Consider the following 15104-nt stretch of genomic DNA (forward strand, 5'->3'; position numbering starts at 1 on the left):
TCCCAAGTCCGCGCCGGCCACGGCGCCCACGTCATGGCATCCCTACGCAACCTCGCCATCAGCATTCTGCGTTTGGCCGGACACACCAACATCACCGCCGCCCTACGGCACTACGGACGAGACCCCCAACGAGCCACCAAACTCACCGGACTTTGAAAAGACCCTGCAAATCGAACGGGACTCCTGTGGCCGACGGCACAGAGCCCGCCGCCTGCGAGCCGTCCGGCGCCCGTTGACGGCCCCGCCGTCAGGCGTTGTAGGCCTCGATGCGCCACTGCCCCGGCCGCAGAGGCGAACCTTCCAGCACGATGGCCGCACCATTGCGCAGCCGCTCCAGCCGCCCCATTCCGGCGGCGTCCATCCCGGTCAGGAGCGTGGCGGCGGCCCGAAGGCAGTTGCCGTGTGCGGTGACCAGCATGGTCTCCGGCGAGCCGAGGGTGGACTCCGCCTCGGCCACCATGCGGGTGATGGCCGTGATCACCCGGGTGCCCGACTGCCGCGGGGTCTCCCCACCCAGGGGGCCGTGGTCCAGGTGGGAGCTGCGCCACGTGGTCCAGTCGTCCGGCCACTGGGTCCGGATCTCGGCGAAGCTCAAACCCTCCCAGGTGCCGCCGCCGGTCTCCATGAACTCCTCGTGCAGCACCAGGTCCAGTCCACGGCCATCGACCACGGATTCCGCGGTGGCGCGGGCACGGACCAGGGGCGAGGACGCCGCCAGGTCGAAAGAGTGGCCCGCCAGCCGGCGCGCGGCCTCCGCGGCCTGGGACCGGCCGACGTCGTCCAGGGGGATGTCCGTGTGTCCCTGGTAGCGCTCCTCGGCGTTCCACGCCGTGCGGCCGTGCCGCAACAGGACCAGTCGCATTCCTACTCCCCCGTTCAGTCCCGGTCAGTCCCGGTCACACAGTGGACGGTGATCAGTCCTGATCCCGGCTGGGGGTCCAGTCCCGCGGGCCCTCGCCCGGATCCACCGCGGAGCCGCCCTCCTCCGCGGCCACGCCGTCGGCCAAGCCGAGGTCCACCAGCGGTGCGTCCTTCCAGAGACGGTCCAGCGCGTAGAACACGCGCTCCTCCTCGTGCTGGACGTGCACCACGAAGTGGCCGTAGTCCAGCAGGACCCAGCGGCCGCCGGCCTTGCCCTCACGGCGGATGACATCCAGCGTGAGCTGCTGGGTCAGCACGTCCTCGATCTCATCCACCACCGAGACGACCTGCCGTTCGGAGCCGGCGGAAGCGATCAGGAAGGCGTCGGTGAGGCCCATCTGCTGCGCCACGTCCACGGCCACGATGTCCGTGGCCTGCTTGTCTGCAGCGGCCTGTCCGGCCAGTTTGAGTGCGGTCAGGGTGGTCTCGGGAATGGTCATAGGCACCTCGGTGTGGATCGGTCAGCGAACGGGTCAGATGAGTGAAAGCGGTGAAAAGAACTGAAGTGGCGGTCAGCGGTGGAGGCGGTGGCCGTCAGAAGACGATGGCGAGGATCAGGGCGATCACGAGGAGCAGGACCACGAGCCCGGCCACGATGATCAGGGTCCGCTCGCGGGAGGACCATTCGGAGGCCTGGATGGAGTCGAGTCCATGGGCGGACTGCGCGTCCACGGGCTCATGCCGGTCGGCGGAAGACATGGCCCCCCGCCTCGGGGCGGCGGGGCCGGCCACCGGCTTCGCTCCGGCCGGAGGCCTCGCCACCGGGGTCGACGCGGCCCGCGGGGCCACCGCCGGGACCTGGCTGATCAGGCCGGTGTTGAGCTGCCGCGCCTTCTCGGCCAACAGCTCCTGCTCCCGGAGCAAGGCTGGGTCGACCGCGGAGGGATCCGCCACTGCCGCGGCCTCGATCCGCGCCGCCAATGCGGCGCCCTCCGCGGCCAGGGACTCCCGGGTGAACGGCTGCCCACCGGAGGTGACGGACGCAGCGGAGGCGGCGCCGGCGTCGGTGATCTCAGCGGACTCGGCCACGGTCCCGGCGGGTGCCCCGGCCGGCGCTTCGGCCCGGCGGGCCCGGGTGGCCTCGCGGCGGGTGGTCGGCCGGACGGGCTCCGGGTTGCCGCGGTCGACGGCACCTGCAGCCTCCGCATCACCGCCCTGCTGGCGGCGCCATTCGCGCAATTGGCGCCGTGAGAGCGGCTGCCCGTCCGGGCCCACCGGGACGCCGTCACGGTCCAGTGTCACTTCCTCGGGCACCAGGTCAGTCGAGGAGACAGCCCCCGATGCGGTGGACGGCATCCCCGGTCCCCTGGCGTCACGATCCGCTGCGACGGTGGCCCGGCGGGCCTTCAGCGCGGGCCGGTCCGCGGGTGCGGTGTCGTCGCCGGGCGAGGGCAGCGCCTCGTCCGGGGACTTGAGGGCGTAGGCACCGCCTCCGGACTCGCCCGGGGCATAGAGGATCCGGGGCAGCTGTCCGGTGAGCGGGCCGACGTCGGCGGGGCTGATGGAGGTGGCCGGCAACTCCAAGATCGTGGCCTTGGAGAGATCGCCGGCCGGGGCACCCGCTTCACTGTCCGCACGGCGGTGCTGGCGCAGCGAGCGGCGCGTCGGCAACGTCGGCTCGGTCTCCGGCGCACCACGCTTGATCTCAGGTTTGCCCAGACGGGGGTGGGCGCCCTGCGGCTTGTGGTCCTGCTGATGACTCATACGGTGGTTCCCGGCGTCGATGCTGGTGCGGCAGCCGGGTCGCCGGACTGCCGTGGTGTGTCTGGGAGCATCGCGGATGGATGACTCCCCCCGGTGAACGGCTCCTGGCCCTCACCGCTGCCGCCGCCCAGTCCCCCTCCGGGAATGTGGGCGGACGGGAGGTACAGGTTGTGCTTGGCGATGTACTGGACCACGCCGTCCGGTACCAGGTACCAGACCGGTTTGCCGTCCTGGACCCGGTCTCGGCAATCGGTGGAGGAGATCGACATGGCGGGGATCTCCATGAGCTTGACGCCGGTCTCCGGCCCCAGCTCCACCAGGTCGTGTCCCGGGCGGGTCACGCCCACGAACTGGGCCATGTCCCAGAGCTTCTCGACGTCCTTCCAGGTCATGATCTGCTCGAGGGCGTCGGCGCCGGTGATGAAGAACAGTTCGGCCTCGGGCCGGAGGGTCTTCAGGTCCCGCAGGGTGTCCGCCGTGTACGTGGGACCGGGCCGGTCGATGTCCACGCGGGACACCGTGAAACGGGGGTTCGAGGCCGTCGCGACCACGGTCATCAGATACCGGTGCTCGGCGGGCGAGACCCTCCCCGCGTCCTTCTGCCAGGGCTGGCCGGTGGGCACGAAGACGACCTCGTCCAGGCCCAGTTCGGAGGCCACCTCGGAGGCGGCGACGAGGTGACCGTGGTGGATCGGGTCGAAGGTGCCGCCCATGATGCCCAGGCGGAAGCGACGGTGGGTCACAGTGAGATGCGGTTCAGGGATGGATCAGTGGCCGGAACGCTGGCCGCCGTGGCCGGCCGATCCGTGGACGTTGACGTCAGTGGCCGGCGCGGGGTGGCGCTGCGAGACGGAACGCAGGGACATGGTGGCCACCAGCAGCAGCATCAGGATGGCGAAGGCTCCCACGCCGAAGACCCAGGCCGGGGCGATGAGCTCGTTGACCACGGGGGCCTCTTCAGCGGCAACGGCCACGGCCGCGGTGATGTTCTGCATCTGGTGGTTCTCCCTTAAGACTGCTAAGACGACTAAGACGGCCGGCGCCCCGGCCTCGTATCACGGTGATGTCTGCGGTCCATCCTAGTACGTTCCCCGCAGGGCTCAGGCCCGCGTCAGGATCGGACCTGGCCCTGGCCGCGCAGCACCCACTTGGTGGTGGTGAGTTCCTCGAGGCCCATCGGCCCGCGGGCGTGCATCTTCTGCGTGGAGATCCCGACCTCGGCGCCGAGCCCGAGCTGACCGCCGTCCGTGAAGCGGGTGGAGGCGTTGACGATGACTGCGGCGGAGTCGATCTCGGCGACGAACCGGTCCGCATGGGCCAGGTCGTTGGTCACGATCGCCTCGGTGTGCCCGGTGGACCAGCGGCGGATGTGGTCCATGGCCTCGTCGAGCGAGCCCACGGTCTTCACGGCCAGCTCGAGGGCCAGATACTCGGTTCCCCAGTCTTCCTCCGTGGCCGGTACGGCCGTGGCCTCCGCCTCGGCGGGCAACCAGGTGCGGGCGCCCTCGTCCACGTGCAGGAGTACACCGGCCCGGTGCAGGGCGCGCAGCACCTCGCGGCCGGCGGCCTCCGCCCCGGCGTGGATCAGCAGGGTCTCGGCGGTGTTGCACACGGAGACGCGGTGGGTCTTGGCATTCAGGGCGATATCGACGGCCATCTTCACCGGAGCCGACTCGTCGAGGTAGAGGTGCACGTTGCCCTCGCCGGTCTCGATGACGGGCACCTTGGCGTTGCGGACCACGGACTGGATCAGCTCGCGCCCGCCGCGCGGCACCAGCACGTCCACGGAGCCCCGCTCGGACATCAGGGCCGTGGCACCGTCCCGGCCGAACTCATCGATCCCCTGGATGATGTCCGGCTCGAAGCCGTGGGCCAGCGCCTGCTCCCGCAGGATCTGGATGAGCACCGTGTTGGTCTGCCTCGCGGCGGAGCCCCCGCGCAGGATCACGGCGTTGCCGGATTTCAGGGCCAGGCCGGCGATGTCCACGGTGACGTTGGGCCGGGCTTCATAGATGGCTCCCACCACGCCCAGGGGGACGCGTAGCTGGGTCATGTGCACGCCGTTGGGCAGGTCGCGTCCGCGCACCACGTTGCCGACCGGGTCCGGCAGGGCCACGAGCTCCTCCAGGGCGGCGGCCAAGGCCTCAATCCGCGGCCCGTCCAGGCTGAGCCGATCGAGCATGGCCTCCGAGGTGCCCTTCCCGCGCCCGTTCTCCACGTCCTTGCGGTTGGCCACCAGGATGGCGGAGGCGTTCTGACGCAGCGCGTCCGCCATGCCCTGCAGGGTGTCGTCCTTGCGGGCCCGACGCGCGGTGGCCAGCTCCGGGCGCGCCCGGCGGGCCCGCTCGGCCACCGCGAGGATCGCCTCGCGGACCTCCTGCGGCACCGTGGCCGCGGCGGGCTCCCCGGAGGGCCCGGTCCCGGTCGCTGAGTCGGTGACAGGGGTGTGGTTCTGGGCAGTCGTGGACATGTCCCCAGCCTAGCGCCGGGGCCGTGCCCTCGCTGGCAGTCGGACACAATCGTCCGTGTGCACCACGGGCCGCTGGTACTCCGGCCCGAACTCCTCACGCAGCTGGGCCGTGTGCCGCCCGAGCATGGCCGGAAGCTCCGTGGAGGAGTAGTTGACGAAGCCACGGGCCACCACGGTGCCGCCGGCGTCAGCCAGTTCCACCGGGTCGCCGGCCTCGAAGGCCCCTTCCACCCCGACGATCCCGGCCGGCAGCAGGGACCGGCGGTTCTTGACGACCGCGGCGACCGCGCCGTCGTCGAGCACCACGCGGCCCTGCACCTCGGCGAGCAGACCGAGCCAGATGCCGCGCGCGGACTGCCGCTTGCCGGAAGCCTGGAACCAGGTGCCCACGTCCGCACCGGCCAGTGCGGCCTCGGCGTTCTGTGCCGAGGTGACGATCGCATGGATCCCCGAGCCGGTGGCGATCCCAGCGGCGTCCACCTTGGTGACCATGCCTCCAGTACCGACGCCGGCCGGCCCGGTGCGCCCGATCAGCACCGTGTCCAGGTCCGCCTTCGAGACCACGTGGGCGATGCGTTCCGAGCCGGGCCGTGACGGCGGCGCGGTGTACAGTGCGTCGACGTCCGTCAGCAGCAGCAGCGCATCCGCGCGCAGCAGATTGGCCACCAGCGCCGAGAGCCGGTCATTGTCCCCGAACCGGATCTCCGCGGTCGTCACGGTGTCGTTCTCATTCACGATCGGGACCACCGACAGCGCCAACAGCCGATTCAGTGCCCGGTGCGCATTGGTGTACTGGGTGCGGCGGATCAGATCCTCCGCCGTCAGCAGCACCTGCGCCACCTCGGTGCCGTGGCGCGCAAAGGAGGCGGTGTACTCGGCGAGCAGCTTGCCCTGTCCGACGGCGGCCGCGGCCTGCTGGGTGGCCAGGTCACGCGGGCGCTTGCCCAGCCCCAGGGGGTGGATGCCAGCGGCGATGGTCCCCGAGGACACCAGGATGACCTCCGTGCCGCGGGCGCGGACGGCGGCGATCGTGTCCACGAGCGCGTCGATGGCGTCCCGGTTCACGCCCGTGGGGGTGGTCAGGGACGAGGAGCCGATCTTGATGACCAGGCGGCGGGCCCGGTGCAGGGTGTCCCGACCCGTCACCGGATTGGGAACCTGCTCAGCCATGGGAGTCCTCGCCGCTGCGGCCCGGGGCATCCTCGGCCGCGCCGGTCCCGTCGGTGTCCTCGTCGCTGATGCCCGCCAGGCGGTTGATCTCCTGGTCCACCGCCCACACGCCGGTGCGGCGCTCGCTCTCGAGGTCGGCCTGGGTCGCGGCACGGGCGGCCTTACGCTCCTCGTAGTCGCGCCGCTTGTCCTCACGGGTGGGACGCTGGCGGTCCTCCATGCGGAGGTCGGCACCGCGGGGCCCACCGAGCAGTTCGGCGCCGGCGGCCATGGTCGGCTCCCAGTCGAAGACCACACCGTTGTCATCCGAGCCGATGACCACGGCGTCCCCGGGCCGGGCTCCCTGCTTGAACAGCTCGTCCTCCACACCGAGGCGGTTGAGGCGGTCGGCCAGGTAGCCCACGGCCTCGTCCACGGTGAAGTCGGTCTGGGCCACCCACCGTTCGGGCTTGACGCCACGGACGCGAAAGAGTGGCTCGAGGTTGCGCTCCTCGCGCCGGATCTCGAACTCCCCGCTGCGACCCTTGCGCGAGCGGACGGAGCGCGGCCGGACGACCTCGGGTTCGGCGATCTCCTCCGGTTCGGGCAGGCGTTCGCGGGCCTGGCGCACCAGGTCGGCCATCGCGAACTTCAACGGGTCCAATCCCTTGTGGGAGACGGCGGAGACCTCGAAGACGCGCAGTCCGCGAGCCTCCAGGGTGGCGCGGACCATGTCCGCCATGTCCTGGCCGTCCGGAAGGTCGGTCTTGTTCAGGGCGATCAGCCGGGGGCGCTCGTTCAGCGGGATGACGCCCTGCCCGCCCTGGGCGAAGGTCGGCTCCACGGCGTAGGCGGCGAGCTCGGCCTCGATGGCCTCGAAGTCGGACAGCGGATCCCGGTCGGATTCCAGGGAGCCGCAGTCCAGTACGTGCACCAGGGCCGCGCAGCGCTCCACGTGGCGCAGGAACTCCAGGCCCAGCCCCTTGCCCTCGGAAGCACCCGGGATCAGGCCCGGGACGTCCGCCACCGTGTATCGGGTGTCCCCGGCCTGGACCACGCCCAGGTTCGGCACCAGGGTGGTGAACGGGTAGTCCGCGATCTTCGGGCGGGCCGCCGAGATGGCGGCGATGAGGGAGGACTTGCCGGCCGAGGGGAAGCCCACCAGGGCCACGTCCGCCACGGACTTCAGCTCCAGGACGATGTCCCGCTCGTCCCCGGGGATGCCGAGCAGCGCGAACCCGGGGGCCTTGCGCTTGGCCGAGGACAGGGCCGCGTTGCCCAGGCCGCCCATGCCGCCCTCCGCGGCCACGAAGCTGGCGCCGTGGCCCACGAGGTCGGCGAGGATGTTGCCCTCGGAGTCCTTGACCACGGTGCCGTCCGGCACGCTCAACGTCAGGGACTCACCGTTGGCGCCATTGCGGAAGTCACCCATCCCGGGTCCACCGTTGCCACCATGACGGTGGGGCGCGTGGTGGTAGGAGAGCAACGTGGTGGTCTGCGAGTCCACGACCAGGGTGACGTCTCCGCCGTCCCCGCCGTTGCCGCCGTCGGGACCACCCAGGGGTTTGAACTTCTCCCGCTTCACGGAGGCCACGCCGTGGCCTCCATGCCCGCCGGAAACGTGCAGGACCACCCGGTCCACGAAAGCCGCCATGGCCGCCTCTCCTGAAAAACTTCTCGGTACCACCCGTGTGGTGGTGACCCGCGGTGCGCAGATCGTCGCGCTCCGCCGGTGGAGCGCTGCGCGCGTTAACCACTGCGGCGGAGGCGGGCCGCAGTGGCCCACCCCCGCCGGAGCGTTGAACTACTGGGGGATCACTCCCCCGGTGCCGTCAACTGAGTGATCACTCAGCAGCGGCAGGAACGATGTTCACGACCTTGCGGCCACGACGGTTGCCGAACTCGACGGCGCCGGCGGACAGGGCGAACAGGGTGTCGTCCTTGCCGATGCCGACGTTGGAGCCCGGGTGGAACTTGGTGCCGCGCTGGCGGACCAGGATCTCGCCGGCGTTGACGGCCTGGCCGCCGAAACGCTTGACGCCCAGGAACTGTGCGTTCGAATCGCGGCCGTTCTTGGAGGAACTACCGGCCTTCTTATGTGCCATGGTGCAATCCTTCGGTGTTTATCTCGGGGACCTGGAAGTCCGGATCAGGCGATCGAGGTGACCTTGACGGTGGTCAGCTCGGAACGGTGACCCTGGCGCTTCTTGTAGCCGGTCTTGTTCTTGTACTTCTGGATGACAATCTTCTTGCCACGGGAATGGTCAACGACCTCGGCAGTGACCTTGACCTTGGCCAGGTCATCGGTACCGGTGGTCACCTTGTCCCCGTCGACCAGCATGACGGCGGACAGCTCCAGGGAGCTTCCGGCCTCAGCGGCAACGCGGTCAAGGGTAACGAGGTCTCCAACGGAGACCTTTTCCTGGCGGCCGCCAGCGCGGACAATCGCGTACACCACTTGGGACTCACTTCTCTCGACAATTACGACTCTGTTCGACTGCAACCCGGCCTGCCCAAACCAGCGGTGTCCGGCCGGCAAAGGCGGACGGTCCCGGACAGCGGGGGCAACGGCTCACGGCGTACCGGCGGGCTTTCCCATACCCAATTCCCCGGGCAGACAGAAAACGACGGCGGCGCAGCACCGAGTGTCTATCCTACCCGCCGGTGCCCCCTCGGGCCAAATGACACGCTCACTCGGGGCGGGCGATATCTTCCGCCTTGACCCCGACACCGAGCATCATCGGCGCGGCCGAGGCCGCAGCCGGCTGCTGCTGGGCCTCCGGCCCCGTGCCACTCCCGGCCGGGACGGCGGTGGCGCTGAAGCGGTGACCACCCCCGGCCTGCTCTCCGGCCGCCGCGACCTCTACCGTCCGGATATCACCGGCCCCCTCGGAGGAAGCCGCCCGACGACGGCGCTGAGGCCGCGCTGCCGGTTCCGCTGGAGCTGTCTGGGCCGCCTGGCCTGTCTGCGCTGCCTGAGCCGGGCCGCCGGAGGCGCGCTGGTCGCGGGGGGTCTTCTGGTCGAGGGCGCTCTCCAGTGATGCCAAGTCGGCCTGGGGGGCCGCCGTGGCCTTCGACCGCCGGGAGCGGCGCTTGGCCTGCGGCACCTCGACCGCCTCGCCCGCGAGGCTCAGGGTCGAGGGGGCCGGATCAGGCTGATCCTGGCCGGACTCCCGTTCCGGTGCCGGCTCGGAGGACTTCTCCGGGGTGGATTCCTCGACCTTCTCCTCATGCGCGCTGGCCGCGGCGGCCGCCATGTTGGCGAAGGCCGCCCGGGCGGCCTCAGCGCGGGCCTTGCGCTCGGCCTCCTCCTCGGCGGTGAGCTTGTGCTCGACCGGCGGCTCCTGCGGCTCATGACGCTCCCGCTCGGCCTGGCGTTCCCGGCTGCGGCGGCGGCGCTCACTACGGGAGGACTTCCGGCCCCCGTCGTTGGAGTCGTCCTGCACGGGCCCGCCGGAACCACCAGATCCACCGGTTCGGGCCGATCCGCCCGATCCGCCGTGGCTAGGGGACGCGCTGTGGGCCCGCGGTTCCCCGTGCGCAGTATGGGCGCGGCGGTGCTCCACCGGCATGTCGTGCACGATGATGCCTCGGCCGTTGCAGTGCTCACAGTTCTCCGAGAAGATCTCGACGAGGCCGGTGCCCATGCGCTTGCGGGTCATCTGGACCAGGCCGAGCGACGTGACCTCGGCGACCTGGTGCTTGGTGCGGTCGCGGCCGAGGCACTCGACCATGCGGCGCAACACGAGATCACGGTTGGACTCGAGCACCATGTCGATGAAGTCGATGACGATGATGCCGCCAATGTCCCGCAGGCGCAGCTGCCGGACGATCTCCTCGGCCGCCTCGAGGTTGTTCTTGGTGACGGTCTCCTCGAGGTTGCCGCCGGACCCGGTGAACTTGCCGGTGTTGACGTCCACCACGGTCATGGCCTCGGTGCGGTCGATGACGAGCGAACCGCCGGAGGGCAGGAAGACCTTCCGGTCCAGCGCCTTCTGCAGCTGCTCGTCGATGCGGTTGGACGCGAACAGGTCCTCACCGTCGTGCTCCTCGGGCTTCCACTGCTCCAGGCGGGGCAGGAGGTCCGGAGCCACGTAGGTCACATAGGCCTCGATGTTGTCCCAGACGTCCTCGCCCTGGACGATCATGCCGGAGAAGTCCTCGTTGAAGACATCCCGGACCACCTTGATCGTCAGGTCCGGCTCCGAGTACAGCAGCTCCGGGGCCAGGGTCTTCGTGGAGGTCGACTTCTCCTCGATCCCCTCCCACTGGGCACGCAGACGGTTGATGTCATGCATCAGCTCCTGCTCCGAGGTGCCCTCGGCCGCCGTGCGAACGATCACACCGGCGTTCTCCGGGAGATGGTCCTTCAGGATCTTCTTCAGGCGGGAACGCTCGACGTCCGGCAGCTTCCGGGAGATGCCCGTCATGGAACCACCCGGCACGTACACGAGGTAACGGCCCGGCAGGGAGATCTGGCTGGTGAGGCGGGCGCCCTTGTGACCGACCGGGTCCTTGGTGACCTGGACGAGGACGGAGTCGCCGGACTTCAGGGCATTCTCGATCTTGCGGGACTTGCCCTCAAGGTTGGCGGCATCCCAATTGACCTCACCGGCGTACAGCACGGCGTTGCGGCCGCGGCCGATGTCCACGAACGCTGCTTCCATGGACGGCAGCACGTTCTGCACCTTGCCCACGTAGACATTGCCGATCATCGAGTCCTGGGTGGTGTTGGACACGAAGTGCTCGGCCAGGACCCCGTCCTCCATCACGGCGATCTGGATGCGGTGATCACGCTGACGCACCAGCATCTTGCGGTCCACCGACTCGCGGCGGGCCAGGAACTCCGCCTCCGTGATGACATGGCGGCGCTGACGGCCACCCGAACGAGAATCACGGCGGCGCTGACGCTTGGCCTCCAGGCGCGTGGAGCCCTTGAGGGAGGTGACGGCCTCCGGACCGGTGGAGGCGGCCTGGCGGGGCGCGCGAACGCGGGTCACCGTGTTCTCCGGGTCATCCCCGGCGCCACCCTCCATCTCCATGTCCACGTCACCGCGACGGCGCTTGCGGCGGCGGCGCGTGCCGCTGCCGTCGCCCTCGGCCTCCGAGCCGTCCACGTGTTCCTGGTGCTCCCGGTTCTCACGCCCTTCTCCGCCGCGCGCACCGGAGCCACGCTGGGACTGGTCGTCGCCGTCGTCGCCGTCTTCCGGGCTGGTGCGCCCCGAGTCCGAGACGCTGCCCGACCGGCCACGGCTGCGGCGGCGCCGGCGGGAGGTGCGGGAACCGGACTGGCCGCCCTCGTCGTCCTGCTCATACCCGTCCTCGCGGGACAGACGGGAGTCGCCGGCCGGGGCCTCGACCTCGTCATAGCCGCCGCTGGCGTCCTCGTCCTGACGGCGGTTGCGATTCTGACGCGGGCCGCGGTCCTCGCGCTCACTGCGCTCATCGCGGGACCTGCGCGGCACCGCGGGAAGAGTGGACAGATCCGGAGCCTTGAAGATCAGGGCCAACGGGTCATCGGGAATGGCGAAGGGGTCATCAACGGCCGACTTCTCGTCGGCGGGTTCCGTCGCCGCGGTGCCGCCAGCGGTGGCCGTATCTGAGGGGCCAGCCGGGTCCTCAGACTCGCCGACCGGTGATTCCTCGGCGGAAGACGCCTCCTGGGCGGCCGTTGTTCCGGCGTCCTCGGGAACCGCTGAGGGCGGATCCAGCGTCCGGTCCCCCGTGGTCTGCGCGTCCTGTTCGGACGTTGCTGCTGCGTCGTTGTCGTGGTGTTCGTTGGCTGCCATGGACAGCACCTCCTGCACCGCGGTCACGCCACACTCGTGCCCGTGGAGCGGCTCGGTCCGTTCCCGGTGGCGTTTCCCCCGATCCGTCAAGCGGTACTCGGGGTGCCGCCGTCGACGGACTCCAAAAAGTCTTAGGTGAACCGTAGGTTCGGTCTCCGCTGGATGCGGCGCCCTCTCCCGGAACCATCGGCGGCCATCCCGGTCTCACGCGTCTTATCGCGTGCCAATGGCGGCTGTCGCAAGGCCGAGGACGCGTGGTCCGCGTCTCTGAAAGCCTGGCAGTTTCCTTACACTGCCTCAGTCCTCTACCGCCGGCCCGGTGGCCGTCCAATGGACCCTGCCCATGGTGTGGCCATCGGCGGGTCGATGATCATTCTCTCACACGGGGCGCCTGATCGGCGGGATGAAGCCGATGGGCCTTCGCCACCCGGCGCCACGGCCGTGCTCCGCACCAGGACTCGTTCACGGCAGCACCCCACGTTCTACGATGGAGCGGTGAACTCCCGCGCAGACGCCTCCCCCCGCACCGCGATCGACGCCGGCAGCGACATCGCCACCCCCGGCGGTGGGCTCGACGACCGCCTCAGCTGGTACGCCCGGCCCCTCGGTACGGCCTGGATGCTGCTGGTCACCGCCCTGCTGGGCCTGTACGGCACCCTCATGCTGGTCATGGAACGGGTGATGCTGTGGAACGATCCGAACCACATCACCAGTTGCGATCTCAATCCCTGGGTGTCCTGTGGCGAGGTCATGAAGACGTGGCAGTCCCAGCTGTTCAACTTCCCCAACCAGTTCATCGGCATGGTGGCGTTCCCGATCGTCATCACCATCGCCATGGCCCTGTTCGCCCGGGCGCGGTTCGCCCGCTGGTTCTGGATCGGCATGAACCTTGGAGTCCTGGCCGGCTTCGTCTTCATCGTCTGGCTGTGGAGCCAGGCCGTCTACGAGATCAACATCCTCTGTCTGTACTGCATGGTCGTCTGGGCCGGCATGATCCCCCTGTTCGTCCTGCTCACGTCCCGGAACATCCAACACGGCGTGATCCCCGCCCCGGCCGGCCTCCGGAAGTTCGCCGCCGAGTGGTCCTGGCCGATCATCGTCCTGCTCTACGTGGGCGTGCTGGCCTCCATCCTGCTGCGCTTCTCCAACGCCTTCTTATGAGCCGCTGTTCAAGCGACTTACCCCGGCGACCAGGGGCGGCACAGGCGACCAGGGGGCGGCACAGGCGACCAGGGCGAAGCTCAGGCCAGCAGGGTGACCAGGTCGGTGCGCATGGAGGCCGGGTCCTGGTCCGGGCTCGGCTCGGTCACGTAGATCTCCCAGAACGGCAGCGCCGGCTGATACCCCGCCTCGGCCACGGCCTGCATGAAGGCACCCCAGGCGTCCCCCAGGCCGTCATACGCGCCGAGGTGGGACACGATCGCGATCCGCCCTCCCGGCAACTCGGACGGGGTGAGGGTGATCCCTGCTCCCGCGGTGACCGGCTCGCCCAGAGGCCGGTCCACTGGCAGGCCCACCTCCATGTCCACCGTGTCCGAGGGCATCCGGGTGTGCAGCGAGAAGGCGGGGCCGACCGGCTGGAGACCCTGGGTGCCAAGCGCGGGAATGAGCGCGGAGAAGGTGGAGTCGAACACCTCCGACATGGAGGTCATCGGCGAGTCGGTGACGGCCTGCACCACCGTGGCGACGGGCGGCACCTCGAGGATGGTGACCTCCAGGTAGGGAGCGGCCAGGTAGTACGGGCTGGAGGCGTTCTGCGTCATGATGACTCCTCGGGTCGGCACGGTTCACGGGGTCGTAAGAACTCGGGATGGAAGGGGATTCCAGAATCACCCTAAATCCCGGGGCTCCACGGTCCCACTCCATACGTGCGCTGATGGTGACTCTGTCGCGTGCCGCGCCGCCGACCGGGGTGATGCACTCCGCCTGTCCAATGGTGTCTATTGTCTGACCTCATCGTGGTTCTCCTGGGCACCGTGGGACCGGTACCTGGTAGCAGCCGTCGCCCACGGGCGATCACGGCGGGACGCCGTGGTGTTCACGGGAGGCGGAGGTCCTGGCCTTCGAACCACTCACGGGGTCCGTGGCACCGGCTGACGCCTTCAAACGGATACAGGGGGCTGAAGCCAGCGCGCTCCTCGATCTCGTCGAGCCGTTGAGGATCCCCGCCGTCCGACGGCGTCAGCTGAACCACGCCTGGGCCTTCGCCGACGGACGTGCGGAGTCACCAGGTGAATCCCTGAGCCGTGCGACCATTCACGATCTCGGATTTGTGGTGCCCGAACCACAGCATGACCTCTACGATGCGGCCGGGCGAGCCACCAGAGTCGGTCTTGGTCAGGGAGAAGGCTCGAGAAGGCGCCATCCGTCGTACGGGGGCGGGTGTCATGCGTTGGGTCTGGAAGGAACTCCGCAGTGTTCAGGTCTTCGAAGGTCTGCTCGACCAGCATGGAGTTCCCCGGCGGTAGAAGCCGGTGTCTCCGAAGAAGTCACCGCTCCGGGAACATCCGGTGGGGTTTTCCTCGCCCGGACGTTCCCGGAATGATGACTCTTCAGCTGGACTCAGCGGCATTCAGCTGGGTCCAGGCGGTCTGAGTTGAAACGGCCCGGTCAGGTCAGGCGAACCAGATGCCGAGCTCGCGGGTGGCCGACTCGGTGGAGTCGGAGCCGTGGACCAGGTTCTTCTGCACGGACTCGCCCCAATCACGGCCGAGGTCTCCGCGGATGGTTCCGGGCGCCGCGGTGGTGGGCTCGGTGGCGCCGGCCAGTGAGCGGAAACCCTCGATGACACGGTGGCCCTGCAGGCGCACGGCCACGACAGGGCCCGAGCCCATGAACTCGACGAGCGGTTCGAAGAAGGGCTTGCCCTCGTGCTCGGCGTAGTGCTGCACGAGCATCTCACGAGAGGGCTCGAGCATCCTCAGGTCCGCGATGGTGTAGCCCTTGGCCTCGACGCGGGCCAAGATCTGGCCGGTCAGGTTGCGGGCGACGCCGTCAGGCTTGATGAGGACGAGGGTCTCTTCGACAGTGGTGCTCACAGATGCTCCTTGGATCTCCGGGGGGTCGGGTGC

13 protein-coding genes and 1 pseudogene are annotated in these 15104 nt (G+C 69.5%); 1 reads left to right on the forward strand and 13 read right to left on the reverse strand.

Annotation, left to right across the window (positions count from 1 at the left end; all coding sequences use genetic code 11):
- Window positions 1–247: 247 nt before the first annotated feature.
- The 11 genes and pseudogenes from AB0333_RS10935 to AB0333_RS10985 all read right to left on the reverse strand — a co-directional run bounded on the left by AB0333_RS10935 (window position 248) and on the right by AB0333_RS10985 (window position 12033).
- Window positions 248–862, reverse strand: coding sequence for a histidine phosphatase family protein (locus AB0333_RS10935; RefSeq protein WP_366218722.1), 615 nt, complete (start codon window positions 860–862; stop codon window positions 248–250).
- Window positions 863–914: 52 nt separating this feature from the next.
- Complete coding sequence (gene rsfS, locus AB0333_RS10940; RefSeq protein ID WP_366218723.1) at window positions 915–1361, reverse strand: ribosome silencing factor; 447 nt, start codon at window positions 1359–1361, stop codon at window positions 915–917.
- A gap of 94 nt (window positions 1362–1455) precedes the next feature.
- On the reverse strand, window positions 1456–2625 hold the full coding sequence (locus AB0333_RS10945) for a hypothetical protein (protein WP_366218724.1): 1170 nt from the start codon (window positions 2623–2625) through the stop codon (window positions 1456–1458).
- Window positions 2622–3368, reverse strand: a complete 747-nt coding sequence (gene nadD / locus AB0333_RS10950; RefSeq protein ID WP_366218725.1) for a nicotinate-nucleotide adenylyltransferase — start codon at window positions 3366–3368, stop codon at window positions 2622–2624. Before nadD ends, AB0333_RS10945 begins: the two co-directional genes overlap by 4 nt.
- A gap of 24 nt (window positions 3369–3392) precedes the next feature.
- Window positions 3393–3620 carry a hypothetical protein gene (locus AB0333_RS10955; protein WP_366218726.1) on the reverse strand — a complete coding sequence of 76 codons (228 nt, stop codon included), beginning with the start codon at window positions 3618–3620 and terminating at the stop codon, window positions 3393–3395.
- 116 nt (window positions 3621–3736) lie between these two features.
- Entirely contained in the window at window positions 3737–5095 is a 1359-nt protein-coding gene (locus AB0333_RS10960; protein ID WP_366218727.1) for a glutamate-5-semialdehyde dehydrogenase, read from the reverse strand.
- Window positions 5096–5104: 9 nt separating this feature from the next.
- The gene (gene proB / locus AB0333_RS10965) at window positions 5105–6265 is read right to left on the reverse strand and encodes a glutamate 5-kinase (protein WP_366218728.1); all 1161 of its coding nucleotides are present in this window, start codon (window positions 6263–6265) and stop codon (window positions 5105–5107) included.
- Between the two features lie 103 nt (window positions 6266–6368).
- Window positions 6369–7898 (reverse strand): annotated as a pseudogene (obgE, locus tag AB0333_RS10970) (GTPase ObgE); the annotation flags it as partial.
- Window positions 7899–8088: 190 nt separating this feature from the next.
- On the reverse strand, window positions 8089–8349 hold the full coding sequence (rpmA, locus tag AB0333_RS10975) for a 50S ribosomal protein L27 (RefSeq protein ID WP_313817476.1): 261 nt from the start codon (window positions 8347–8349) through the stop codon (window positions 8089–8091).
- 44 nt (window positions 8350–8393) lie between these two features.
- A complete protein-coding gene (rplU, locus tag AB0333_RS10980) occupies window positions 8394–8702 on the reverse strand; it encodes a 50S ribosomal protein L21 (RefSeq protein WP_159550664.1) in 309 nt (102 codons plus the stop codon).
- Between the two features lie 232 nt (window positions 8703–8934).
- Entirely contained in the window at window positions 8935–12033 is a 3099-nt protein-coding gene (locus AB0333_RS10985) for an Rne/Rng family ribonuclease (RefSeq protein WP_366218729.1), read from the reverse strand.
- 495 nt (window positions 12034–12528) lie between these two features.
- On the opposite strand from AB0333_RS10985, the gene AB0333_RS10990 reads away from it, so the two are divergent.
- Window positions 12529–13194, forward strand: a complete 666-nt coding sequence (locus AB0333_RS10990) for a vitamin K epoxide reductase family protein (RefSeq protein WP_366218730.1) — start codon at window positions 12529–12531, stop codon at window positions 13192–13194.
- A gap of 80 nt (window positions 13195–13274) precedes the next feature.
- On the opposite strand, the gene AB0333_RS10995 is transcribed toward AB0333_RS10990, so the two are convergent.
- Entirely contained in the window at window positions 13275–13796 is a 522-nt protein-coding gene (locus AB0333_RS10995) for a GyrI-like domain-containing protein (RefSeq protein ID WP_366218731.1), read from the reverse strand.
- A gap of 852 nt (window positions 13797–14648) precedes the next feature.
- Window positions 14649–15071, reverse strand: a complete 423-nt coding sequence (ndk, locus tag AB0333_RS11000) for a nucleoside-diphosphate kinase (RefSeq protein WP_366218732.1) — start codon at window positions 15069–15071, stop codon at window positions 14649–14651.
- Between the last annotated feature and the right edge of the window lie 33 nt (window positions 15072–15104).

Source organism: Citricoccus sp. NPDC079358, assembly GCF_040702545.1.
Lineage (GTDB): Bacteria > Actinomycetota > Actinomycetes > Actinomycetales > Micrococcaceae > Citricoccus.

Coding starts and splice junctions, on each gene's coding strand:
- AB0333_RS10935 (WP_366218722.1), bottom strand. CDS start 862: ATGCGACTGGTCCTGTTGCGGCACGGCCGCACGGCGTGGAACGCCGAG.
- rsfS (WP_366218723.1), bottom strand. CDS start 1,361: ATGACCATTCCCGAGACCACCCTGACCGCACTCAAACTGGCCGGACAG.
- AB0333_RS10945 (WP_366218724.1), bottom strand. CDS start 2,625: ATGAGTCATCAGCAGGACCACAAGCCGCAGGGCGCCCACCCCCGTCTG.
- AB0333_RS10955 (WP_366218726.1), bottom strand. CDS start 3,620: ATGCAGAACATCACCGCGGCCGTGGCCGTTGCCGCTGAAGAGGCCCCC.
- AB0333_RS10960 (WP_366218727.1), bottom strand. CDS start 5,095: ATGTCCACGACTGCCCAGAACCACACCCCTGTCACCGACTCAGCGACC.
- proB (WP_366218728.1), bottom strand. CDS start 6,265: ATGGCTGAGCAGGTTCCCAATCCGGTGACGGGTCGGGACACCCTGCAC.
- rpmA (WP_313817476.1), bottom strand. CDS start 8,349: ATGGCACATAAGAAGGCCGGTAGTTCCTCCAAGAACGGCCGCGATTCG.
- AB0333_RS10985 (WP_366218729.1), bottom strand. CDS start 12,033: ATGGCAGCCAACGAACACCACGACAACGACGCAGCAGCAACGTCCGAA.
- AB0333_RS10995 (WP_366218731.1), bottom strand. CDS start 13,796: ATGACGCAGAACGCCTCCAGCCCGTACTACCTGGCCGCTCCCTACCTG.